The following is a 24,253-nucleotide window of genomic DNA, read 5'->3' as shown; positions in this document are numbered from 1 at the left end:
CATACTATCAACAAAAATGAACAAAAAAAACAACTACCTGAAATATCCAAAGACGACATTGCAATAGCCTCCCTCCTCGCCACATAAATTGTGGGGACGGTGGGCAATTCATGCCTCCTAAAGTTAGGTCATGTTGGTTTCAAAACACTTAGCGATGGTTGAGCTTCGTAAACGTCTACGCATAGCCGCATCCATATTAAATGCTGGCACAAATTAAAAATTTATTATTAATTATCTTATGCATGAAATTTGATAGAGTTAACCTAGTGCTTTCCATGTACTAGCAGTACTTGTACCTTCGGTGCCAGGGTTGTCGCTTATTCTGCTATTCCTCAAAAACATGTCGACGGTTGGCGTGGAAAAGGAAAGAGACTGGTCGCACCGTATTACTAATCCACACCCAAAGCCGCATCACTAAAATGATGCTGCTTTGCCATGTAACCCCGTCTATGCTCTTCCTCGGAGGGTCTAGCGAAATGTCATTGCTCAATGATACAGGTAGTAGGATACATAGCCAGCTTTACTGTCCTGATATGATTCGGAATGATTACAACTACAAGGCTGAGGTAAGATTATTGAACAAACGAAGAACGGAGTATCACAGTCTTGTGGGCCGACCGCGGATCAGTAATGTCATCCCATACTCAGACTCACTACTTAGAATATCGAAATACTATCTATTTGGTTTGTCATCCTGAGCGCCTCACGAGCTTAGGCGAAAGAAATCATGCACAGTACAACCACAATCGCCATGTATCATGGCCTGCCACACCCGCTGAGCGAAATCATAGACCGTACTATGAAATGTAGACTTAGCAGTATTAGCCGCTACACACCTGTCAAAAAAAATCGAAGCGATGGTTGAATGGAACTCGAAGCCCAGCACGGAGCGTAACCATATTGTCGAGCCTGGATTGAACTAGAAATCAAAATTCGCATTGCTGCACGGAACGCAGCAACTTTTTTAAAATTGCCGCACCGTATGAACCCAGCTCCATTTGTACCGCATTACAGAGCTTACAAATTTCATCTTAATTCGAGCATTCTGGATCAGAACAACCTAAAGAAAATCGATTAAAAAGCCACCGTCCAGCCGGCCCCAAAAAGGCGTCTTTCTTATGAGCAACCACCAAAGCAAAACCAGGCATTTTGTTCGCCCCCTGCCAACGATCAGGTCTTAACTCCACAAGATGTCCAGCCTTTAAATCATCTTCAATTCTGGATTTTGGCATCGACCCCCACCCCACTCCGGCAAGAATCAAATCGCGCTTGGTATGGAGATCCGTGACTCTCCACCGATTGACTGCTTGGACGCCATAGTCTCTACCGATATCCGAATCCGGAAAGTTACTCAGAACTATTTGCGTGTACTCCTTAAACAGCGAAGCGTCGAACGCGTCATCAAGTAAGGCCAGGGGGTGGCTTGGCGCAACAACTGCGACTAGATCAATCCACCCGCATAGGTCTCGCTCAAACTCCGCAGCGAAGGGCTCATGCTCGATTAGCAAGCCGAGTTCAGCCCGACCATCTCGCAAAAATTGAGTTGCTGTATTGAAAGGAACTGTTAAAAGCTGGACTTCGACGTAAGGATACGCCGCTTTAAAGTCATTGAGCACCTGCCCGAGAAGCGAGGCAGGAGTGTACGACACTAAAACTAACGTTATTTTGGCCTCCACCCCCGAAGACATACCACGTGCCATAAGGCGCCAATCGGTTAAATCCTCCAGAATTCGTCTAGCTCTTGGAAGCATAGCGTGCCCTGCTTTCGTTAGCGTCGGCCGATAGGCTGAACGATCAAACAACGGCAGACTGCTCTGCTCCTCAAGTTTTTGAATGGCATAGGTGATTGCGGATTGAGCTCGATTCATCCGTCGGGCGGCTGCTGCAAAGCTGCCCTCGTCAACAACAGCGATAAAAACCGCAAACTGATCGAGCGTAAGTGCGTTCATAGTTACTCAGATTACCCAATAATTAAGTTAGTAACAAAGCTTAGTCCTAGTGAATATTCGGCACAACGGGAGAAGTACCACCCATCGTTCGACTCGGGAGGCATAAATCGCCGTGCTCCGCTGTCGATCTAACTGAAAGCTTTAGCTTAACGACCCAGTCACTGACAGAACTGATCGAAACCGGGCTAGCAAACAGAAACCTCAACTCCATCTAATCTTTCGAACAACACAAACTAAATTGTATAATTTCTTAGAAAGTCCGCACCCTGTATTCTCCTATACGCAACACGCCTTGGGCACTGGCACCTGCCCCTTATCCAATTAAAACCAGGAGACAAACTCATGATCAATAACCGCATCGAGAATTATGCCGCACTTATATTAAGGCTAACACTAGGTGCTCTCTTTCTGGCTCACGCGGGAGTCAAACTCTTTATATTCACGCCGGCAGGCACAGCTCAATTTTTCACCTCGTTGGGTTTGCCGCCCGCCTTTGCCTACTTAACAATTGCATGGGAACTTTCTGTAGCTATCGCTCTTGTTGTAGGTTTCCGGACCCGAGTTGCGGCACTCGCAGGCACAGCAACTCTACTTGGCTCAATCATATCTGTTCATGGCTCTGCCGGATTCCTTTTCACCAACCCAAACGGTGGCTGGGAGTTTCCTGCCTTGTGGATCATAACGCTTGTTACATTAGCCATTCTTGGTGATGGCGCTCGGATCAAAGAGCCAACTCCCGATCTCAAGATGAATCACAAGACGTAATCGAAACAAGAGGTGCGCATGCATTAGGCATATGGACATCGAGCATTGGACAAAATACCTGCGCAGCCAGGAAATTTATCACAACTTCTTATGCAACCTGCATCGACCGACCGGATTTAAAAAACCAGCGAATATATTAGCCCCATCCCCCCCCTAAACCAGGAAACCACTTGCTTTCATCATACAAAATTCGTCCATTACTCAACTTTGATCATCAACTCCATGGGTGTACGACAGATCAAAAAACTCATTTCAAGCAATCAATTTAACGAACAAGATTACGAAAAAACTGAAAGCCCTTAACGTTGATAGTCACAACTCCTTTGGTTATCAACGCTCCTTTAGCCGCTCATCTTGAGCGGTTTTTTTTACCAAACATGCACGATGTACATAAACTAGTTCATTTCAGTCGCCGCACTGGATATTGGAGTTAAAATCCACCGCCACCCGACAACAGTAGATGTTAGCTACAACAAGAAATTCGGGGACGCCCGAAAACCTTAAGGAAACCCAGGACTAAATGCAAGCCCGCCTAAAAGAAAACAGATAGAGGCACGACCGACCATACTTACAAGGAACGCTGCCATATAGACCCGTCGCGACTTTGTGACCGGAGTGATGTCGAGCGGGAACACTAATCTACAACTAGATGGGATATCGCAAGACGGTCCGCCGTCACCGTTGCTGTTGCACATCCTGCTCAACGAACTGGACCAAGAACTGACACGGCAGGGCATAGCTTCGTGCGCTACGCCGATTACATAAACATCTAAGTACCAGATATCGTGAGGCGAACGAGCGATGGGTAGCGTCGAACGATTGCTCAAGGAAAAGCGCGGGATGGCACGACCTAACTGTGATTATCTGGACTATGGGATGAACCGGCAATAGCTGAGACTGTGAATGGTGAATCTCGGCCTGCATCACTTGCATAACAGATACGGGACCTGCTGAGTCAGGTACGGGACCGTTTGATGATGATAGACAAAGTCTTGCCGGGCATACAATACAACTCATTGTTGCTGTCCGCTTTGTAAGCCGGACTATTATCATCATTTGAGGTGACGCTTTGGGTTCATTCTTCGACCAGTGTTCTGTCACCTTTAATAGTCGAACGCCGAGTGGTACAAGGGCCTTATGCTGAATTCGCCATTCGATAGATTAGCCCTTGAACCACCCTAACTATCGAAGCAATTCAAAGTGTAACAACAAGCTCATTCTCAATCAAAATAGAAGCCTGTGGGGCAAAACTGTGATAGTGCTCGAAGTACGCACTCCCGTGAATGCAGCCATAGCTCACGCGCTATAAATTCTCTCCTACCGAGTAGTCAACAGGAGATTTTCGTTCAACAGCATGATCAGTCAACAAGCGTATGAATTATTTATATCCAACACCCTCACCCAAGCCAAAAAATCAGTTCTCGATATACGGCAATATTATAAGCAGCAAAAATCCGCGCTCATTTTCGCTACCACTTAAAACTAACCGTGGATCCACGAAATATAGCTCTTCCGGCGCCGACAACTTAGCAAATCAACGTCAACGCGTGCCGCGCCGCCGTAACTCAGCAGGATTAAAGTAATCACTCGACGGGTTTGGCTGATCAAAATCAATGGCGCTAGGTTCTTCACTATCGAGCTTGTGCGCAACATAACGACGAGACTGCAGATCGTGAAAAACGTCAACAGCCGACCAGATAGTGGGTAGATTATAATAGTTTATCAAATAAGCTATGGATACTCTCCACAATTCTCCACGACTGTCGTACTGATCAGCTAGGACAATCTGCCAGCTGTCCTCATCAAAATATAGCGTGCGTTTGGAGTATAGATGCCGCGCCCCGGACTTCAACGTCCCCTCCACTTTCCATACACGGTGCAATTCGTTACGCGTAAATTTCGGATTCAAATGTCCAGGTTCCAACAGCTCTTTGTAAGCCACACCAGCAGCGGTAATTTTATAGTTATTATAAGGTATATATATTTCTTTTTTTCCTTGTAATTTCCAGTCATAACGATCCGGTGATCCGTTGAACATATCTTTACTATCAAGCGTCATCACGCCTTCGGTATCACCTGGAGTATCATAGGCCAATGTCGGAGCACGCCGTACTCGACGAGTACCTGCCTCATAAGCCCAGGCTAGACGTGGCTCACGCACCTGATCCATGGTCTCGTAAACTAGGTTAACCCCACCCGCAATTCGCGCGGGACTCAATGCTTCGCTGAAGTAATGAAACATAACGTTTTGTAGTTGCGCAAAATTGGATGTGGGATCGTAATAGTTAAACATTACCTCTTGTTTGTAACGGTACATTGTATAGCTTCCTTCAGCCTGTACCGTTGCCTCGTTTAGTGGTTGCACCAGATGCGTTCCACGATAGCGCGCGAGATGATTCCAGACAGCCTCCACGCCGCTCTTTGGTATAGGGAATGGAATACCTCCAAACGCATCGGAAAACCCATTCCCGCCCTCCAGCAGTTTCGCGCTAGTCGCATTCTTTAGCGTATTATCGTAAACCCACTGCGGTGCCGCAGCCGTACGTCGGGTCTGATAAACCGGCATCTGATAACTGTCGGGATAGGCCTTGAACAACGCAACCTGACCAGCTGTAAGCTTATCTTTGTAGTGTTCTAAATTTGTTGCAGTAATGGTGAACAGTGGTTTGTCTTCCGGGAAGGGGTCAATATAGTGATCTCCCGATTTGTAGGGAGTCGGTGGTTTTACCAGCCCGCCAGTCCAGGCAGGAATGCTGCCATCAGCATTACCGGATTTTTCCCCGCCCAGCGGTGTCAAAACAGTGCCTAATTCCTGGGCTTCTTGAACAGAGACACTGGCTTGTACCGCAATCGAACATAAACCGAGCAGCATAGCCACACTTAGAAGGGACGCTACTTTAGACATTATAAATCTCCGGAATCAGCATATGAAAATTCTTCAGAAAGAGTATTTTACGTTGAAGCTCACATTATCACGATCGCGCAAGGTATTACTCTGGCCTGCGCCATAAAAAGCTGTATATAGAAGCTCGGCTTCCAAGCTCCCTCTATAGTCTGCTTTTACACCAAGAGTATAAGCCTCCCGCCCCTCCATAAAATTTCCCGTAAGATCGGAGTTACCTTTAAAATCATTTGAATAAACAATATACGGCGAAAGATTGACTCCGGCATAGACATCGTTCCAAGTACCCGTTGCCACCAGCGTATAACCATAAGAATCACGACTAATAGGGTCATTAGGCAAATCCGGCGAGCCGGCGAATTTTCTTTTTTCTGCCGTTGGCGTAAACGCTGTGTACGTTAAACTACTCCCATGAAGACTCTCAGCAGCCAGCTCCGCAATGCCAACCAGCGAATCAAAGCCGAGTGCGGGACCAAAGTTGTAAATTGTCCCTAACGAAGCATTAAAAGACTCCACTCGTTCGAAATTTTTCAACGTTCCGCTTCGACAAAGCTCTTTACCGGCAACTTGAGCACAGGCTTGAGCGCCCGCAATAGAAGCATCATAAATATTCGTGGATCCAGAGACCCCTTGGCCAAGAATGTCGCCCAGCAGATCATTGGTGGCGCTAATGCTGATTGGTAAGTTTGGTCGATAGGCTAGCTCACCAAACACGGAGGCACTGCCTAACGTCGTGTTAAAGCTGAAACCGTACATCCTCACATCTTCGACATATGCACGACGAACAACCGCATTACCCACCAAGTCCATAGTCGCCACGGCACCTGCGCCACCACCTACCAACGCCGACAACGTTGATAAATCAACCCCTTGATAGTTACCAAACCCGACGGACTCAAGCGGCTCCTTAGTGTGGTAATTAATAAAATACAAACCAAAATCAGTGTAGTTCAAATCTGGCGCGATGTAATGCAGGTTAATTCCAAACTGACCGCTGTCGCGGGCCTTTTCATCTTTGCCAATATTGGCCACCTTGAAGGTACCGGTCGATGGATCCATGAAGCTGTTGGGACCATAAGGACCTACACCAAGACGGGCGCCTGGAACCGCAGCGGCAATATTTTGGTAAGCGATGAAGGCAGGAGACAGTTCCGGGACGTTTACATAGGCCTGCTTTCCCCCCTTGCCGAATAAATCTGTCGTGGAGTAGTAGGTTCCCACTGGGTCCAACGAACTTTCCTTCCAGTCCACTTGATAGAAAGCTTCCATGGACAAATTATCGGTAAGTCCCAGATTGAAACTCAGAGCGCCCACCGGCACCAGAACCTCCTTGAGTTGAGAACCAGGTAATCGAAATTTTGTCACATCCAAGGGATTGGTCGTGTTCACCCCTCCTCGATAGAACATACTTTCCCCCCAGTTGAACACTTGCTTACCCATCCGAACCGAGAGAGGGTGATCCATGAGATCCCATTTACCATAGACATAGGCATCGAGAATTTGCGCACCCCGGCCTGCATCACGACGAGCCTCGTCAGTAAAACTGTCATCCTTGGGATAGTTCTGACTAGGCTCAGCCACGGCCGAATTATTGTAGTAGTCGGTACGCTTATCCATAATTTGACTATCGTAAAATGCAGTCCCACGAATAAAAACACCATAATTTTGATACGTAGCCCCCATCTCTGAAGTCAGCTTGTAAACTTCCGAGACAAGTCCGGTATCAAAGTTTCGATTACCATCATTACCGTTAAACTCGTCGTTTTGCTTGTCCCGACTCTGAACTCGCCACGACGTCCCATAAGAGACGGTCGTATCCAGCGTACCTTTGAGCTCGTGATCTAGAAAACTGAACTCTACGGCCCCGGCGCTAGGTATTATCAACGTCGTCGACAACAAACTAACCAACGCCTGACCGACGTTTACTTGTACACACATCCGACCAGCTTTTCTATAATTTTTATTCATTCGGATATCGCTCCGCGGCAGGTTTTCTTATTCTTCTATTCGCCTCATCTCTCAGGGTGAGTGCGAGTGTTTCCAGGTTTGCCTATACGACCAATCTCAAAGTCTTTATAAAAATCACGACATGAGCATACAGGTATAACCTGCCAAAATTTTGATTCTATTTTCCACACAATTACACAATTTAACCCAGCTCACGAGAAACCACATACGCGGAAATTTTCCCGGTCACTGTTCTCGACGGTGAAATACGTGCCAACCAAGTCACAATGTTATTGCTGATGCCTGGCATGACCATAGTTCGGCCCGCTTGCATAGCTCGGTAGCCGATCAGAGCAATTTCGTCCGGCTGGCTGTAGCCTAGCTTGGCCATACGCCGTTCATCTACCAGCCCTGCGGAAGCAAAGAAGTTGGTTCGCGTAGGCCCAGGTGCGAGATGGGTACAGGTAACACCAGTACTTCGCAGATCATGGGACAAGGATTCGGAAACACTAATGACGTAGGCCTTCGAAGCCGCATAAGCAGCCTCCAAACCATGAGGAACCACATACCCGGCAGAGGAACTAAGATTGAGTATGCGACCGTGACCTCGCTCAATCATTGGCCTCACGTAATGCAATGTAAGTTGCGACAGTGTGACTATATTGAGTTGCAGCATCGCGGTCAGTTGGCTTGGATCGTAGTCTTGATAAGCCAGTCCTACAATGCCGGCACCCGCGTTATTGACCAGGTACTCGATAGGCAGTTCTAGCTCTTCCACTTGCCCAATCAGGCGGTCAGCAGCCCCCGGCAAGGAGAGATCCTCACAGAAACCATAAGCCTCAATGGGGTATAGCCGCCTCAGCTCGGCAACCAGAGCCAGGAGCTTGTCACGACTGCGCGGACTGGAACATAACACCAAGCCAATTCCGTCACGAGCAAACAACTTGGCGAGCTCGGCGCCAATTCCACCTGATGCTCCCGTAATCAACGCGTAGCGCATGACTTCACCTTTCTTCTTGTTGTGGAACTGTGCCGGTTTCGAGTGTAGGAGCAGAATCGACAATGCTCGCATAGGTCCGCAGGCCAGTTTCGGGTCAGTTTCGGCCATCCAAACATCGACCTAGCTGGCCTGTTCTGACCCCTAGAACGGCCTCCTTTACCCTTGGTGGCTGTTACCCGCCCCTTCTATCCTTCCTCCACTACGGCGAAGTATTCCCCGTCTTTATCCTATGATCATGCAGAGAAAGCCCCATGAGCCGTGTAGACACAAAAACAACAGCACGCCTTGAAACACCAACACACGACTACCTCTATTACAGAGAGGCGCTGACCCATCATCGGCTACCGGCAGCGTTTATCGATCTCGATCATTTCGCCACCAACCTTGAACAACTGCGATTACGTGCAGGCAACCTGCCAATACGACTGGTCACCAAGTCAGTGCGCTCAGTTGAAGTCATTCGCCGAATCTTGTCGGCAGGACCGTTCATGCAGGGTCTTTTGTGTTATTCGGTGGGAGAGGCAGCCTGGCTGGCAAGCGAGGGGTTCGACGACATTGTGGTGGCCTACCCTAGTGTAGAGCCGACCGAAATTAGAGCGGCTGCTACACAGATACGAGAGGGTCGATCCATAACGCTAATGGTCGATAGCGTCGAACAGGTGATTAAGATCAACCATATCGCGCAGGAAGAGGAAGTTGTCATTCCACTGGCCATTGACCTGGACATGTCTTCAGCTTTTCCGGGCGTCTACTTTGGCGTGCATCGCTCCCCGGTTCACGACGTACCAACCGCACTCGCAGTGGCTCGGGAAATAGCCAAGTGCCAAGGTGTCGTATTGGAAGGGCTCATGGGGTATGAGGGACAAATCGCAGGGCTGATGGACGATGTCCCGGGAGAAGCCATCAAGAATGCAGTGATTCGCTACCTAAAGAGCAAGTCGATCCGTGAAGTCAATACCCGTCGCCAGGCCGTTGTTGCGGCCTTGAAAAAGGACGGACATGTACTGCGTTTCGTCAACGGAGGCGGCACCGGCAGTTTCGAAAGTACCCGTGAGGACGCATCGATAACCGAGTTGGCCGCCGGCTCTGGACTCTATGCTCCGACGCTGTTTGACCACTACAAAGCGTTCAAGGTACTACCCGCCGCAGGCTTTGCCCTACCCATCACTCGTGTCCCGAAAGCCGGCGTCGTGACCTGTTCGGGAGGTGGCTACATCGCCTCCGGACCGTTTGGCAAAAATCGCGTACCTCTGCCGTGGTTACCCGCAGGTTGCAGCTTGATCGACAACGAATCCGCCGGCGAGGTACAGACGCCGGTGCGCCACTCATTGGAGACTGCGCCTTTGATTGGCGAGCCCATTCTGTTTCGCCATGCCAAGGCTGGCGAACTCTGTGAGCGCTTCAATGAACTATTGCTCATTCAAGACGGCAAGGTCATCGACAAGGTACGCACCTACAGAGGCGAGAGAAAGTGTTTCTTCTGATCTGAGCAGCCAGTCCCGTAACTCCAGTCGCATATCCAGATTGCGATTCGCCACCGGAAAATAATAATGAACCAGCCCGCAAATTCAGTTACAACATTACTCGACCCAGCCAACGAACTGCAGTCAATCTTCAACGCTCAGCAAGAAGCCGTGCGTGTCAATGGCGCGCCCTCCTACAAGCAACGTATTAACGCGCTTAATAAATTGGAGCAGATGGTCAAGAGCAACCGTCAGAGGTTTCTGGAAACGATCTCCATGGACTTCGGCAACCGGTCGTTCAGCGAAACCGAACTGGGCGAACTCATGCCCATCCTGAACAGCATCAAGTATGTGCGGGCTCATCTCAAAGCGTGGATGCGACCACACAAACGCAAGGTTGGCATCGCCTTCAAACCTGCGAGTGCCGAGGTTGTCTATCAGCCTCTGGGGGTCGTCGGCATCATGGCACCCTGGAACTACCCCCTGACGCTGACGTTGGTCCCGCTAATCGAAGCGTTGGCGGCAGGCAACCGCGTCATTATCAAACCGGCTGAACTTACGCCCCGCACTGCGGACCTATTGAGAGACCTGGTAAGGGCGAGCTTTCCCGAGGACCTGGTCGCCGTCGTTACGGGAGGTCCAGAAGTAGCCGCGCACTTGAGCACTTTACCCTTCGATCATTTGCTGTTCACCGGTTCGACAAGGATCGGCCGTCAGGTGATGGCTGCTGCCGCACTCAACTTAACCCCTGTCACTCTCGAGCTAGGGGGAAAATCGCCAGTCGTGTTCTGTCGCGATTACTCCTTGAAGAAAGCCGCGAGGATTATCGCCATTGGCAAATTCTTCAACGCCGGCCAAACATGCGTTGCTCCGGACTACGTACTGGTTCCCAACGACCTGACCGAGACATTCGCAGCGGCCTTGCTCGACGCGGCCAAAACGCTATATCCGAGCATCAGTACCAACAAGGACTACACCTCGATCATTTCCCTACGCCACTACGAGCGTCTGGATGACATGATCGAGCAAGCCTCGTTTTTGGGCGCCAAGGTCTGGCAACTGAGCAATGAGGGTGCGGCTCAGGAGCGAAAGATTCCGCCAACGATCCTGACCAACGTCTCTTTGGAAACCACCGTCATGCGCGAGGAAATCTTCGGACCAATCCTGCCAGTTATCGGTTATGACACTCTTGATGAGGCCATTGAACTGATTAACGATCGGCCCAAGCCATTAGCGCTCTACTGCTTCTCTCATAAAGGGGAGGCTATTGAACAGGTTCTTGACCAAACCCGTTCCGGCGGCGTGACCATCAATGGGACGATGCTGCATGCCACGCAGGAGGATTTGCCATTCGGGGGAGTAGGCGAAAGCGGCACAGGGGCCTATCACGGCTACGATGGCTTCGTGCAGATGTCCCATGCCCGCGGCGTATTCAAACTGAGTCGTTTCAACATGTCCCACCGCATCGCGGCCCCCTACGGAAAAATGACCCGTTTCATCACACGCCTGATGCTCGGAAAGTAATACGTCCACCCATTACAACAAGCAAGGTGAATCGATGAAATCAGCTCTAGCTGCAACGCCATCCATGCGTCCTGAGCTAAGTTCAAGTGAGGTTATAAGACTGGCCCTCGCCTACTCTCTGGCCACGAGCGGGCTTGTTTTAACACCCTTCCTGGTCGCCGCTGTCATGTTGCAATTTCAGCTCGACGAGAGCATCGCAACGCAAATTGCCGGCGTGGAAATACTCGGGGTGGCCCTCAGTTGTGCCTTTATGCCGCGCTGGATTGCCCGAGCGGCGCGCAGTTACACTCTGATTGCCCTCGTCGGGACCATCTGCGGTCAAACTCTTAGCGCACTGGCCACAACCATCACAGCTATTGGTCTTGCCCGCGGTTTGACTGGTATTTGCGAAGGCATTCTGTTCGTCATCGTCGCTGCTGGCATCTCCCAGCGTGTCTCGGCCGACCAACTCTGGGGCAAAATCAATCTGCTCGCGGGGGCTATCAACGGCAGCATTCTGGTGGCCATTTCGTATCTGCCTGAGAGCTGGTTGGGGCGCTGGCTGTTCCTGCTTCTACTCGGCGTCGCAGTGCTGGCGGCTCCTGCGATCCGAGGAATTGACCGGTTTACCAGTCAATCGGTTCAATCTCGCTCTTGCAAACGCGTGCCGATTCGCCTGGTGCTGACCATATGGACAGTCACTGGATTAGTCTATGGCATTCAGGCGTCCCAATGGGCGGTCTCGGGCATCGTTGGAAACCACGTAGGGCTTTCGCCCTCCATGATTGGCATCCTACTGTCGGTGTCCTCTCTGCTGGGATTCGCCGGCGCAATCATCCCTTCACTGCGCGTCAGTCACACGCATCGACTGGCAATCATCTGGCTCGCACAGCTAGGCTTGATAGGTTCGATTATCTGGTTCTTTCGCGTCACCGACGGCTGGGCGTATTTCCTGAGCCAGCTGGCGCTCAACTGCTCTTTCTTCGTGATCATTCCGTTCATGACGGGGCTGCTTTCCGAAGTCGATCCCGATGGCTCACTTGTAGCATGGGGTGTTGTCGTGACGTTCGTCGGTGCCGGTGTCGGCACCGCAGTGGCCGGATCGCTCTTCGCTCAATTTGGTGGCGTCCCGTTCTCCTACGGACTAGGCCTGGGTATCGCACTTGCGCTGCCCTTTGTCTGGCTGTCACTGCGCGGCAGCAGTACCCAGGAGACACACGCACTGACTCAAAAAATACCCGGCTGATCCACTCTCTTACTCCATCAGGAAGATTGATCCGTGAACACCATAGAACCCTCGATTACCGTCTGCACCGATGTGCCTTTCAAATTGGGAGAAAGCCCGCTCTGGGACGTCGCACGTCAAGTGCTGTGGTTCGTCGATATCGATGCACCGGCTCTTTTCAGTTTCGATCCGATTACCCACGAACTAACGCGCTTTGATATGCCCTCTCCGATTGGTTGCATCGGTCTGACCCACGATAACCGGATCATCGCGGGCCTCAAGTCTGGTGTGCATCTATTCGATCCGAAGACCCATGAGCTTCAGTTCCTGGTCAATCCGGAACCCGACCGTCCGGACAATCGCCTTAACGATGGCAAGGTTGGTCCCGACGGCTGCTTCTGGGTCGGCAGCATGGACCAGAACAGCATCAACACCACAGGTGCGCTCTACCGTGTGACGCCCGACGGCCAGTCCACTCTGGTAATGGACAACCTGTTCGTCTCAAACGGATTGGCCTGGAGCCCGGATCACCGAACGCTCTATCACACCGACGGTATCAGCGCTGCGATAAACGCTTATGACTTCAACCCCGTCAGTGGCGAGATTTCAAATCCTCGGGTGCTGATCTCACTCGACTACGAGCAAACCGGTTGGCCTGACGGTGGCACGGTGGATATTGAAGGAAACTACTGGAGCGCGGGAATTTACCGAGGAATGATCAACCAGATTTCTCCTCAGGGCGAATTGCTGCGCAGCCTCCAAATGCCCGTGATCGGCACCACCATGCCCTGTTTCGGCGGTATCGATGGCCGTACCCTTTTCGTCACTTCACTCACGGTGGAAGTAGACGACCAGGAACAAGCAGGGACATTGCTCTCTTGCTACATCGACGTTCAAGGCGTCCCGATCTGCAAATTCGGACAACCCGCTTCATTCCCCTCCAACTGATCTATCCACTTGTGGTAGCGACAGGAACAACACTATGAAGAATAAAAAACCACAGGTTATCTTGCTGACCGGCGCCGCCAGCGGTATTGGCGCCGCAAGTGCAAAACATGCAATTTCATTGGGCTACAGCGTGATGCTGGCGGACATCAACCTTAAAGGGGCCAGCGCGTTAGCCACCTCTCTAGGTGAAAAGGCCCGCGCCATTGGGCTGGATATCTGTTCGGCTAAACAATGGGAGCAAGCTATCGACGCAACCCTTAAGCAGTTTGGTCAGCTCGACATTCTCATCAACAATGCGGCCATCGTTTGCCCCGGTTACGCCCGGGACGTCTCTCTGGAACAACACCAGCGGACACTCAACACCAACTTCATGGGCCCCCTCACCGGCACCCTGGCGACACTTAAGCATTTTACCGAGCAAGGCCACGGCCACATCGTGACGGTATGCAGCATGACTGCATTCATGCCGTTCCCCGGCATCGCCAGTTATGGAGCTTCGAAACAGGCGCTGCGAGCTTTTCACCATGCGCTCGCTCTGGAGGAACGTCACGGGCCTGTGAACTTCACCATCCTTCACCCAACCTCAACGGAAACCCCGATGCTGGAACAGGAAGCACAAGATGACGCCTCGTCATTTGCCTTTGCTACCGACTCGGTCACACCCGAGTTCGTCGCCGAAACACTGTTCAAGGCCATCAAGAAAAAAGCCGTAGAAGTGTTTATGCCACCCGAACAAGCCCGCGCGATTAGAATGCTGGGCACCGACCCGAAGAAAATGCGCAATCTGTTCGACACCATGGAACAAATTGGCAAGCAGGCTTTACAGGCAAGGCGAGCAGAAGCTCCCCTTTAAACTCCAAAAAGGGAAGCCCTTGACAAGGACTTCCCCCTCGATATGACGAAAGCCAGGGAGGACTCAATGCAATCCACTCGATCGTCATGACGCTAACTATTGAAGCTGCAGCTTTCCACCTTTACTGAGCTGACCCGCTCGCAAGCCATGACGATAACAATCGTCATAGCTTCGGCTAACTATCAACCATCAACCTCGCTGAAACACCGGCAGCCATTGTAATGCAGCGCCCGGATCGCCCTTGATCTTGATTTTACCCTGCATGAACGCCACTGGCGCGTTCAACTTACCAGCGACTAAGCTTTCGAAATCCTTGCGCGAAATGACAATGGTCGTGTCGGCGTCGATATCATCGTTCGTCACGGTCGTACCCGAAACGGAAATGAACCCTATATCCTTGAGATTGACTTTCAGACTGCTACCAGGAGTAGGACCGCTGGTGATAGATGATTTGAACTTTTCGGTGACTTCAGTGAGGTATTCCATCTTGAAACTCCAATATGAGATGTTCCCAGCCGAGGACGGTCGGGAGGAATGGATATAATTCTCCGGACGTAAGTCCGGCTGTTTGAATTGCACTTCATGCAAAAGAGCAAATTAGTTCTTGTAGCTGGTATCCAGACGATCAAGCTTGCGCAACAGTGCCGGCCAGACAAAGGCGCCACCCAACCCCTCAGTTTGCACACGGGCCGCGTCAGCCACGCCCTTAAGAATCTGCGGATCAATCGAGAGCAAATCGCCACCTGCCTGGGCAGAAACCTGGATCTGGCACGCGCTTTCAAACATGTACATCGCCAGAAATGCGTCTGCGATGGTTCGGCCGACAGTGAGCAGCCCATGGTTGCGCAACATCAGGAAACTGTGCAGTCCCAGATCGTCCTGAAGTCGCGGCTTCTCGTCGTCATGCAGAGCAACGCCTTCGTAATCGTGATAGCCGAGGCCGGTGAGCACGAACGAAGCCTGCTGCGACACGGCCAGCAGGCCTGCCCGCTGGGCACTGACAGCCACACCTGCCCGAGTGTGAGTATGCAGCACGCACTGAACGTCGGTACGCAGGGCATGAACGGCGCTGTGGATCACAAAACCCGCGCGATTCACATTAAATCCAGACTCACGAACCTGGTTGCCCTCCTGATCTACCAGCACCAAGGAAGAAGCCGTGACTTCTTCAAAAAGAAGCCCATAGGGATTGATCAAGAAATGGTGATCTGGCCCCGGGACACGAGCACTAATGTGAGTGAACACCAGATCCGTCCAACCATACAAAGCAACCAATCGATAGCATGCCGCCAAATCGCATCGCAGCTGCCACTCTTGCTCACTTACCTCCTCCTTCAGCGAAGGCATGTCCATTTGAATCTCCTTACCATTTCGGTTCTTATTGTGCTGTTCACGTAAGTTCTACGCGGTAAGCATAAAACGAGACCAAAGGCTTCCCTGTCGCTCAAACGGACAGCCGAGAGTCATTTCGGGTCAGCATCGATCACAGCTACGAAGACATCCGCCACAGCAGCACGCTGAAACAGCTGACGTCGTGAAAGACCCATAGTCATACAAATTACCCCCAGTGGTGTTATTGGAATTTTTTACTGGACATGAAAGCAGTCAGCGCCAAGAACTATTCTTCCAAGCACTGCACGTAAAGCCCCATCGGCGGCATGCTCTTATAGCCTTTAATGATCCAGCAGAGTGTCGACACCTTGGGCATCCTAGGCGCCCAAGCCTTGGCATCGCCTACCAGCGGCGCACCGGAGGCAGGATTGGCATGACAAGCTTTGCAACTGGTTGTCGTAAATTTGCGCGAGAGCTTTATCCACTGGTATCACGCTGGTAGCTTTGGCATCGAACGGAACAGGTTTGGATTCATCGTCGCAGGCCAGAGCAAGCCCACTGAGGCAGTTAACCGGCTAATACTAGCGATACGAACGCAAACAGAGGTCTTTGACTACATGGCTATTTTCTCTAGAAGACCTGTCAAGCAGGTTTCTGTTATGGAACGTGGTGAATCAATACTAAGGCTACGACGCTAAGCCTGTTGAGGGTATACAGGAACGGAAATGGGGCTGGAATGGCCACTAGGCGCCACAGCGCGAGTCAAAAAAACGAGCAACCGGGGAAGCTGACCTGTTGTTTTTAGCTTGACCAAGACGACGCAAAAAGTCGTAGATATTTGGACAAAACACCGCTAAGACTTTAGAAACAGAAAAATAAAGGGAAAGCTTGATGGATGGTTCTGCTCGTTATACAACAGCAAATTTGCATGTTTATCTTTTGCGCTGCCTTACCGGAATGAGCAAGGATTTTGGTATTGATCCGACGCGCTTATGCATGGGGTTAGGGTTCGATACCAGTGACCTTTCAAATCCAGACTGTCGCGTTTCATTTCGTCAAGCCGCGTCAATGATTCGACGGGCCTTGGAATTGACCAAGGGTCGAGATCGCGGATTGGGGCTTGATATAGGAACCAATGAAACCATCGGTTCAATTGGACTAGTGGGATACGCAATGCTTACCAGTCCGACACTCGATGAAGCAATTAACCTAGGCCTAAAAATGCAGAGTCATGCTGGTACTCTTCTGCAACTTGACCGAGTCGATAGCGAAAAATACATGTCGATTCGTGCAAATAGTATGTTCCACGAACCTGATATCCAAACATTTCTGATCGAAGAAACCTTCGGTATTTTTCTGAACTTGGTGCGTGCTCTGGTGGGAGATACCTTCAACCCTACCTCTATCAATTTAAATTACTCGAAACCTCCCTACGCAGCTCATTATGATCAGGTATTTAGATGTCCTATACGCTATGAGCAGAAGGAAAACCTGTTTACCTGTGAAGCACGTTGGGCTGACAAGAGGATTGCCACTTACGATCCACTCAGTCATCGTCAGGCCTTGGCGTTTCTACAAATGACCATTGCCCACCAATCGACGGAGGATGAGTTTATCGAATCTATAGAACGAATCATCCGTCGTGATCTTCGCCAGACGCCAGCCCTCGCGGCTGTCGCAGCACAGTTGTGCATGAGTGACAGAACCTTACGACGACGCTTGGCAGACCAAGGGCAGTCTTACCAAAATATACTGGATCAGATCCGCATGAATCGCGCGCTCATATTACTAAACAACCCGCGTATGACTATTGACGAAGTGGCCTATGAAGTAGGTTTCAGTGATGCCCATAATTTTCGGAGGGCTTTCAAACGATGGACGGGGCATGGCCCACGGCAAGCCGAATGACATACTCTGATCGCAACGAAAAAGCCCACCCGAATCCCAACCTTTAGGGGCGATGTTGAGGGCTGATCTAAACTCATATCAAATCTTGCTTACGTAGATAGGGATAGAGGATTTTGCCTAACGGGTATCAGTCGATTGGCGACTCTGCTCCTGAGTGGCACTCGCTATACTTAGACTCATCCGTTTAATTGTGTTCACCTCAGTGGCGATTTCGGCAAAGACCGCCAACGCCTCCTGGTCACTTCGACGGTGTGCCGGCTGTCATTACAGCAGTCGTTTGTTCGTAATGTGCAGTGGCGGACTATATCTTTGAAGCCAGTTATCAGACCTTCAAATTGCAGGGTGGCGGCCTGAGTTCGCAGGGCCAGACCGCGGACTTCCTCTCCCACTAACGCAGAACTATGTCCTTGTTCACCCGCCCGCGCCAATTCGATCGCAGCGTTCAGTGCCAGTAGAGTGATTTGCTCGGCGACGGCTCGGATGACGCCAAGGATTTGGCCGATGGACTGTTTTCATTGCATAGACCTAGAATGCCTCTACGGATTTCGGCAAGGTTGTACGCCAAGAAAGTGTTATACGCTCGGATGCGTGACGCACACTGCTCCCGCCGATCACGGTCTGTTGATACACTTATTGGGAGGCCTCGTTTGGGTAGTATAAACGGCTACTCCTGGATTTAAACGGACACTCTGCGCATCACGATAGGATAGCGCTCGGTGAGTTGCACATGGCAAGCCATTCACAATTCGTTAGTTTCAGCATATTTTTCAGCTATTTAATCGCAGGCACAGAGCAAATATTAAGTTAATTACTTTCTAGCAACCAACTCATCTTCTCGGGCACATTAGCAAATAAAAGGTGTCATACCAACATTCTCTCTAGTGACTGTAAACCACTCAGCCATCAAGACGTCACAGTGCGCGAGTAGGTTTGAAGAGGACAAGTTTTATAAGAGTCCGAAGTTCAATTACAGATAACACCTCGGTTTTTTGGGGGACGGAAATGTTTGTCTTTGTCAAAATAACGCTCGGACGGACGCGATCGACGAATGGAGCAATATGAAGGCACCCCACCTTGTATTTCTTGAGAGATGTTTATACAATCAATCAAATGCGCAAATGATCAAGGGTATTAACATTGTATTCTACATTTTCTGACACAGGTGCCTTGGCCGAATGCGCGAATGCGCTTGCACATGCGCATCGATTGCAACTGCTAGAACTACTGCGAGGCGGCCCTTTGAGTGTGGATGAGCTGGCCAGGCGAACAGGTCTAACGATGTCTAATACATCCCGGCATTTGCAGATCCTGCGCCGCAGCGGTTTCGTCGATCCGGAGCGCCGTGGTAAGCAGATTTTTTACAGTCTCAGCAGCATTACGGAATACAGCGCGCTGGTAACGGTCTTGCGCGCCGTACGTGAGCGGCATGCGTCAATTATTGGTCAGCTGCGTTCTGATTATTTGCGTGCACAGGAACTCCTGGAGCCAATTTCCCGAGATGAACTTGTAGCAAGGCTGCGTGAAGGCTTGGTTACCGTGATAGATGTACGGCCCGAAAACGAGTATGCGACTGGCCACATCGCAGGAGCTATAAACATACCTCTGAGTGACCTTCAAACCCATCTTGGTAAGTTTGAATCAGGTCGAGAAATCATTGCCTACTGCCGCGGCGCTCATTGCATCCTGTCCTTTGAGGCAGTGGCGGCGCTGCAGGCGTTTGGATTCAGGGCACGTCGCTTAGACAGCGACCTGGCTGAATGGACGATTGCAGGTTTGGCCGTGGCTCCCATGCCATAATTAAGTTGCTGGAGACTGCTATCGATAAACTTGTACTAGTTGGTTTTATTTATTTGTGGCGTGGAAGTAGTCAAAATTAAAGGGGAGCGATAAATGATTGAGTTTATGTTACGTAGCATTGCAATTGGGGTTGGTGCCACTGCTATTTACGATATATGGGGAAGGCTAGTTGCATTTATCTTGGCGCTACCTAATCCAAATTGGGCTATGCCAGGCAGATGGTTTAGCTACATGACGAAAGGTCAATTCATCCATATCGACATTAGCGCGGCGGCTGAGATGCCGGCGGAAAATGCGGTTGGCTGGACAATGCATTATCTGATTGGGATTATTTATGCAGCTATACTGATCGCAATCTGGGGTATGGACTGGGCCCGCCGTCCTACTTTATTTCCTGCCCTTATCGTCGGCTTTGTCACAATTTTGGCTGGCTGGTTCTTGATGTCTCCGGCAATGGGGGGGGGAGTTGCAAGTGCGAACATGCCAAACTCCACTTATATTCGAGTGATTCAGTTCGTGGGGCACGGAATATTCGGGATGGGGTTGTATTTAGTAGCACTTGTTACATCTAAAACCTGGTCAGTTAACTAAAGGAACACCGTATCACGGTATGCAGTGCATATACTTAGATCAATAGGTCCAGCGTATCAAAAAGCCGGACATCCTCCATATTCGCCGAGCGGGCACGCCGGCGAATCACCTGTGTCAGGCAGTCGACGAAGCACTGCGCTGCCACACCCAGCTGGGCGTTGCGTGGGGTAACGATTCCGATGATATCTTTCTCATTGGTCTCGATCAACTCCAGACATTGAACTCGATCGCTAAACATCGGGACGGTGAGTATTGGTCGTGGAAAGTAGCTGAGCATATCGGTCTGCGCAACTAATGATAGCGTTAGTTGGACCGATTGCACTCTTTGAATCCGCTGAACATCGATATGCGCGCCATGTTGCCAGAATATTTCAGTCATCAGAACATCATGGCTTGCGTCCGGGTAGTTGACAACCCAATCCTGCTCGAGAAGTTCATGGATGGAACGGCTGGCTCGCAGAGGATGATCGTGACGGGCGACCACACTCATCTGGTAGGCAAACAAAGGGTCGCTAACAAATTCCGGACGTGGTAGCGATGCAGAGACCAAGCCAACTGCAAACTCCATCGTACCGTCGCGCAGTCGGGGCAACGCCACGGCCATCAACCCCTCGAAGATTTCCAAGCGCACTCTTGGCATCCGTTCGCGGAACAGGGTGACAACTTCGGGAAGAAGGGTCAGGCCCATCCAAGGCGAGATCCCCAGGCGCAATTGACCTTCGGCTTTGTTGCTCAGGTGCGAAAGCTCTAGGCGCGCGCGCTCAAGTTGACAAAGCATCTGCCGAGCATGCTGCAGTAGTGATTGACCGTAACGAGTTAACACTACACCACTGGCATTTCGAACCAATAACGGTAGTTGTAAATGCTCCTCTAATTCTCGCAGTGCCTTGGCCACTGCCGTCTGAGATACCGCTAGCTTACGCGCGGCCGCACGGATGCTTCCACAGTCGGCGGTCATCACCAGTGCGCGTAACTGATTCAGTTTCATCGATCGCCCCTATCCTTGCTTCCACAATTAGAGTTTACAGTCATACGATTTTTACCTCTGTCGGCAAGCTGCTGCTATGCCGTAATAAGTTAGGCAACAGCTCGTATGCTACTTCCGAATTTGTATTCTAGGTGTAAACCATAGGTTTTCAGCAACCATTTTTTGAGACTGCCGAAATGCGTACATATTGAATACGCTCATGAAGGAGCCCTTGACCGCCTGAGAATGCGAGTCAACACGCCATTAACTGCCTATTACGGCAACTATTGACAATAATATGGTGAAGAAGATGACCTATCAGCCCGTGCTACCCGGAATCCGCGCGATTGAAGACGAGATGATAGCACTGCGCAGACATATCCATTCCAATCCGGAGTTGGGCTTCAAGGAGTTTGCAACGTCTGATTTGGTAGCGAGTAAGCTGCATGAGTGGGGCTTTGAGGTGCGGCGCGGCCTTGGAGAAACGGGTGTCGTGGGATGTTTGAGTCATGGCAAAGGTCGTAAGATGATTGGCTTGCGTGCCGATATGGATGCGCTACCTATCTTAGAACAGACTGGATTGCCATATTCCAGCCGCCACGAAGGCGTGATGCATGCGTGTGGTCACGATGGTCATACTGCGATGCTTTTGGCAGCAGCGAAATATTTAGCTAGTAGCCGACAGTTTGATGGTTCGCTGGTGGTGATCTTTCAACCAGCCGAAGAAGGTGATGGCGGCGCCCAGCGAATGCTGAATGACGGGTTACTGGAGCTGTTTCCTTGCGATGCATTGTTCGCGATGCACAATATGCCCGGGCTGCCTGCGGGAAAGTTCGGCTTCCGAGCCGGCCCGTTCCTAGCGTCAAGCGATACCGTGACCATTCGCATCGAAGGTGTCGGGGGGCACGGTGGTATTCCGCACAAGGCAACTGATCCGGTACTGGCCGGTGCGGCCATCGTGATGGCGTTGCAGAGCATCGTGTCGCGCAATGTCGATCCACTCGACACCGCAGTGGTCACAGTTGGTTCGTTCCATGCAGGTGACGCGCCCAATGTCATCCCCGATCATGCAGTGCTGCAATTGAGCGTACGTGCACTGAAGTTGGAAGTACGCGATCAATTGATCAGTCGTATTATCACCGTTGCGCAATCTCAAGCAGCGAGTTTCGGCGCGAGTGCCAGTGTCGAGGTTCACGACGGCGAGCACTTTCCGCCTCTAATCAACGATATCGACAGCACGGCCTTCGCTCGTCAAGTGGCCGTTGATTGGCTGGGGGAGGAAGGGCTAATTCCCGATATGGCGCCGATTGCAGGAAGCGAGGACTTTGCTGTGATGCTACAACATTGCCCTGGCAGTTACTTATTCATGGGCAATGGTGATGGGCAGGGTGAATGCATGGTGCATAACCCTGGCTATGACTTTAACGATAGCTGCCTGGGAATCGGCGCCAGCTACTGGGTACGTTTGGTTGAAAGCTTCTTAGTCTGATTTTCACCAAGTTTAACTCTACCCACTACTGCTAGGAGCTCATCCTATGTCCGTGTCTATCCCCCGATCAGTTGGTACTGAATCCGCTGTTTATGTTAGTGCCCGGCACCCGGTCCGCGCGCGCGCGATTGCCGCAATCACGATTGGCTCTGGTCTTGAGTTTTATGATTTCACTGTCTACAGTTTTTTTGCCACATTAATTGGTCGTCAGTTTTTCCCGGTAGAAGATACCCTTGGCCAATTGTTGCTAGCTCTAGCCACCTTCGGAGTTGGTTTTGTTATGCGTCCGATTGGCGGCCTGATACTTGGCTCCTATGCTGATCGGGTCGGTCGAAAACCAGCTATGATTTTAACATTGATGCTAATGGCGTTGGGAGCGTTCATGTTTGCTGTTACTCCCACCTTTGCTCAAATCGGTGTTGCTGCTCCCATCATGATTGTGCTGGCGCGACTGATACAGGGATTTGCTATCGGCGGCGAAGTAGGTGCCTCCACGGCGATGCTGATGGAGTACGCCGACGATCACAATCGTGGCTTTTATGCTAGCTGGCAGTTATTTAGCCAAGCTTTGAGCTTCCTTCTCGGCGCCCTAGTTGCTTTGGCCCTTAGCGTTTTTCTGCCGGTTGAAGCTCTGGAGAGTTGGGGTTGGCGCCTACCATTTTTACTTGGCATCCTAGTGATACCTGTTGGGATTTATATTCGTCGCCATCTTGAGGAAACCGCTGTTGCTTTGCCGCAGGCTGACGCAGCAGTACCCGGTATTCGCCTGATATTTACCCGTTATCGACGCATGCTGTTGGCCGGAGTGATGCTGGTGATTGGCAGCACTGCCTCTGCCTATACCGTTCTGGATTACATGACCAGCTACACCGTTACTGTGCTGCATTTACCCCTGGCGATGGGTACCGGGGCCTCTTGTCTAGGCGCGCTGGTCCAGATATGCCTGTCAATTTGGGTCGGCCGGCTCAGTGATCGTATCGGTCGCCGACGCACTATTGTGTTGGGCAGCATCCCGATGATGGTACTAATCTATCCTTCTTTTATGCTAATGAACCAATATCCGACCTTAGGGACGCTGCTAACAGTTTCGGTACTGAGTTCCATACTGTTGGTATTCATCATTGTGCCTACGGTTGTGATGATTACTGAACTATTCCCGCGTACGATTCGCGCTACCGGGCTATCAACTGTTTATTGCTTGGGGGTATCGATATTCGGAGGGTTTGCTCAGTTTTTTGCAACGGGGCTCATTGGATTGACCGAAAACAACAACGCGCCAGCAATCTATGTGATGTTTTGCCTATGCTTTACGCTGGCAGGGTTGATGATGGTTAAGGAAACAGCTGGAAAACCACTTGGTTAATTCAGTAAATATCAAAGTTGGCAAAGACAAAGTTCGTACCAGCCCCTGAACGACGAGTGCAACCCAGACAGGCTTACTTCTGGTATAAACTCAACCAAGCCATGGGGCTGGAGTTCGTCAAACATGACGATCTTGAGCGAAGAGATCCCCTCAATCGACTGCGACAGCAGTAAGATTCTTGATCTATCAGTGACGGTCTTGCTATGAGCCAAAGAGCATCGTTCAGCTCAACGGGCACACAATTTTAACAC

19 protein-coding genes and 2 pseudogenes are annotated in these 24,253 nt (G+C 50.7%); 11 read left to right on the top strand and 10 right to left on the bottom strand.

The annotated features are described in order from the left end of the window. Positions 1-1,031 precede the first annotated feature (1,031 nt). Positions 1,032-1,949 (bottom strand): LysR family transcriptional regulator, encoded by a 918-nt coding sequence (locus tag PverR02_RS11540; RefSeq protein ID WP_079443387.1) that lies wholly within the window; start codon positions 1,947-1,949, stop codon positions 1,032-1,034. 342 nt (positions 1,950-2,291) lie between these two features. Between PverR02_RS11540 and PverR02_RS11535 the strand changes: the two genes are divergently transcribed. Beyond that, on the top strand, positions 2,292-2,714 hold the full coding sequence (locus PverR02_RS11535) for a DoxX family protein (protein WP_079443386.1): 423 nt from the start codon (positions 2,292-2,294) through the stop codon (positions 2,712-2,714). A gap of 1,540 nt (positions 2,715-4,254) precedes the next feature. Here the strand turns inward: PverR02_RS11535 and PverR02_RS11530 are convergent. The 3 genes from PverR02_RS11530 to PverR02_RS11520 form a co-directional block, all read right to left on the bottom strand. After that, positions 4,255-5,619 carry a DUF1329 domain-containing protein gene (locus tag PverR02_RS11530; RefSeq protein ID WP_079443385.1) on the bottom strand — a complete coding sequence of 455 codons (1,365 nt, stop codon included), beginning with the start codon at positions 5,617-5,619 and terminating at the stop codon, positions 4,255-4,257. Positions 5,620-5,652: 33 nt separating this feature from the next. Next, positions 5,653-7,554 carry a DUF1302 domain-containing protein gene (locus PverR02_RS11525; protein ID WP_079443384.1) on the bottom strand — a complete coding sequence of 634 codons (1,902 nt, stop codon included), beginning with the start codon at positions 7,552-7,554 and terminating at the stop codon, positions 5,653-5,655. Positions 7,555-7,765: 211 nt separating this feature from the next. Then, positions 7,766-8,671, bottom strand: a complete 906-nt coding sequence (locus PverR02_RS11520) for an SDR family NAD(P)-dependent oxidoreductase (RefSeq protein WP_227778837.1) — start codon at positions 8,669-8,671, stop codon at positions 7,766-7,768. A gap of 143 nt (positions 8,672-8,814) precedes the next feature. Here PverR02_RS11520 and PverR02_RS11515 point away from each other — a divergent pair, with 143 nt between their 5' ends. From PverR02_RS11515 to PverR02_RS11495, 5 genes are all read left to right on the top strand, one after another. Then, positions 8,815-10,047 carry an amino acid deaminase/aldolase gene (locus PverR02_RS11515; protein WP_079443383.1) on the top strand — a complete coding sequence of 411 codons (1,233 nt, stop codon included), beginning with the start codon at positions 8,815-8,817 and terminating at the stop codon, positions 10,045-10,047. 66 nt (positions 10,048-10,113) lie between these two features. After that, entirely contained in the window at positions 10,114-11,550 is a 1,437-nt protein-coding gene (locus PverR02_RS11510) for a coniferyl aldehyde dehydrogenase (RefSeq protein WP_079443382.1), read from the top strand. A 34-nt stretch (positions 11,551-11,584) separates the two neighbouring features. After that, positions 11,585-12,775, top strand: coding sequence for an MFS transporter (locus tag PverR02_RS11505; RefSeq protein WP_079443381.1), 1,191 nt, complete (start codon positions 11,585-11,587; stop codon positions 12,773-12,775). Between the two features lie 33 nt (positions 12,776-12,808). Continuing rightward, complete coding sequence (locus PverR02_RS11500; RefSeq protein ID WP_227778835.1) at positions 12,809-13,702, top strand: SMP-30/gluconolactonase/LRE family protein; 894 nt, start codon at positions 12,809-12,811, stop codon at positions 13,700-13,702. A gap of 34 nt (positions 13,703-13,736) precedes the next feature. Next, entirely contained in the window at positions 13,737-14,555 is an 819-nt protein-coding gene (locus tag PverR02_RS11495; protein ID WP_079443380.1) for an SDR family NAD(P)-dependent oxidoreductase, read from the top strand. 189 nt (positions 14,556-14,744) lie between these two features. Here the strand turns inward: PverR02_RS11495 and PverR02_RS11490 are convergent, their stop codons facing one another. The 3 genes from PverR02_RS11490 to PverR02_RS32945 all read right to left on the bottom strand — a co-directional run bounded on the left by PverR02_RS11490 (position 14,745) and on the right by PverR02_RS32945 (position 16,296). Then, on the bottom strand, positions 14,745-15,041 hold the full coding sequence (locus PverR02_RS11490) for an SCP2 sterol-binding domain-containing protein (RefSeq protein ID WP_079443379.1): 297 nt from the start codon (positions 15,039-15,041) through the stop codon (positions 14,745-14,747). Between the two features lie 111 nt (positions 15,042-15,152). Next, positions 15,153-15,908: a class II aldolase/adducin family protein gene (locus tag PverR02_RS11485; protein ID WP_079443378.1), complete on the bottom strand. Its 756-nt coding sequence runs from the start codon at positions 15,906-15,908 to the stop codon at positions 15,153-15,155. 265 nt (positions 15,909-16,173) lie between these two features. Then, positions 16,174-16,296 carry a hypothetical protein gene (locus PverR02_RS32945; protein WP_321572497.1) on the bottom strand — a complete coding sequence of 41 codons (123 nt, stop codon included), beginning with the start codon at positions 16,294-16,296 and terminating at the stop codon, positions 16,174-16,176. 482 nt (positions 16,297-16,778) lie between these two features. On the opposite strand from PverR02_RS32945, the gene PverR02_RS11475 reads away from it, so the two are divergent. Continuing rightward, positions 16,779-17,795, top strand: a complete 1,017-nt coding sequence (locus tag PverR02_RS11475; RefSeq protein WP_079443377.1) for an AraC family transcriptional regulator — start codon at positions 16,779-16,781, stop codon at positions 17,793-17,795. Between the two features lie 314 nt (positions 17,796-18,109). Here the strand turns inward: PverR02_RS11475 and PverR02_RS33240 are convergent. Next, positions 18,110-18,304 (bottom strand): annotated as a pseudogene (locus PverR02_RS33240) (methyl-accepting chemotaxis protein); the annotation flags it as partial. A gap of 628 nt (positions 18,305-18,932) precedes the next feature. Here PverR02_RS33240 and PverR02_RS11465 point away from each other — a divergent pair. Continuing rightward, positions 18,933-19,592, top strand: a complete 660-nt coding sequence (locus PverR02_RS11465) for a metalloregulator ArsR/SmtB family transcription factor (RefSeq protein WP_079443375.1) — start codon at positions 18,933-18,935, stop codon at positions 19,590-19,592. 93 nt (positions 19,593-19,685) lie between these two features. Next, positions 19,686-20,183, top strand: a complete 498-nt coding sequence (locus PverR02_RS11460; protein ID WP_227778833.1) for a DUF2938 family protein — start codon at positions 19,686-19,688, stop codon at positions 20,181-20,183. Between the two features lie 34 nt (positions 20,184-20,217). Here the strand turns inward: PverR02_RS11460 and PverR02_RS11455 are convergent, their stop codons facing one another. Next, positions 20,218-21,171, bottom strand: a complete 954-nt coding sequence (locus tag PverR02_RS11455; RefSeq protein ID WP_079443374.1) for a LysR family transcriptional regulator — start codon at positions 21,169-21,171, stop codon at positions 20,218-20,220. A 289-nt stretch (positions 21,172-21,460) separates the two neighbouring features. Here PverR02_RS11455 and PverR02_RS11450 point away from each other — a divergent pair, with 289 nt between their 5' ends. Continuing rightward, positions 21,461-22,639: a M20 aminoacylase family protein gene (locus PverR02_RS11450; RefSeq protein ID WP_079445001.1), complete on the top strand. Its 1,179-nt coding sequence runs from the start codon at positions 21,461-21,463 to the stop codon at positions 22,637-22,639. 46 nt (positions 22,640-22,685) lie between these two features. After that, positions 22,686-24,002, top strand: a complete 1,317-nt coding sequence (locus PverR02_RS11445) for an MFS transporter (RefSeq protein ID WP_079443373.1) — start codon at positions 22,686-22,688, stop codon at positions 24,000-24,002. Positions 24,003-24,044: 42 nt separating this feature from the next. Here the strand turns inward: PverR02_RS11445 and PverR02_RS33100 are convergent. Further along, positions 24,045-24,222, bottom strand: a pseudogene (locus tag PverR02_RS33100) (TraI domain-containing protein); the annotation flags it as partial. Positions 24,223-24,253: the final 31 nt, after the last annotated feature.

It is taken from the genome of Pseudomonas veronii (genome assembly GCF_002028325.1).
Taxonomy (GTDB): Bacteria; Pseudomonadota; Gammaproteobacteria; order Pseudomonadales; family Pseudomonadaceae; genus Aquipseudomonas; species Aquipseudomonas veronii.
The sequence above is the reverse complement of the archived record's forward strand: the minus strand, read 5'-3'. Positions and strand labels throughout refer to the sequence as shown.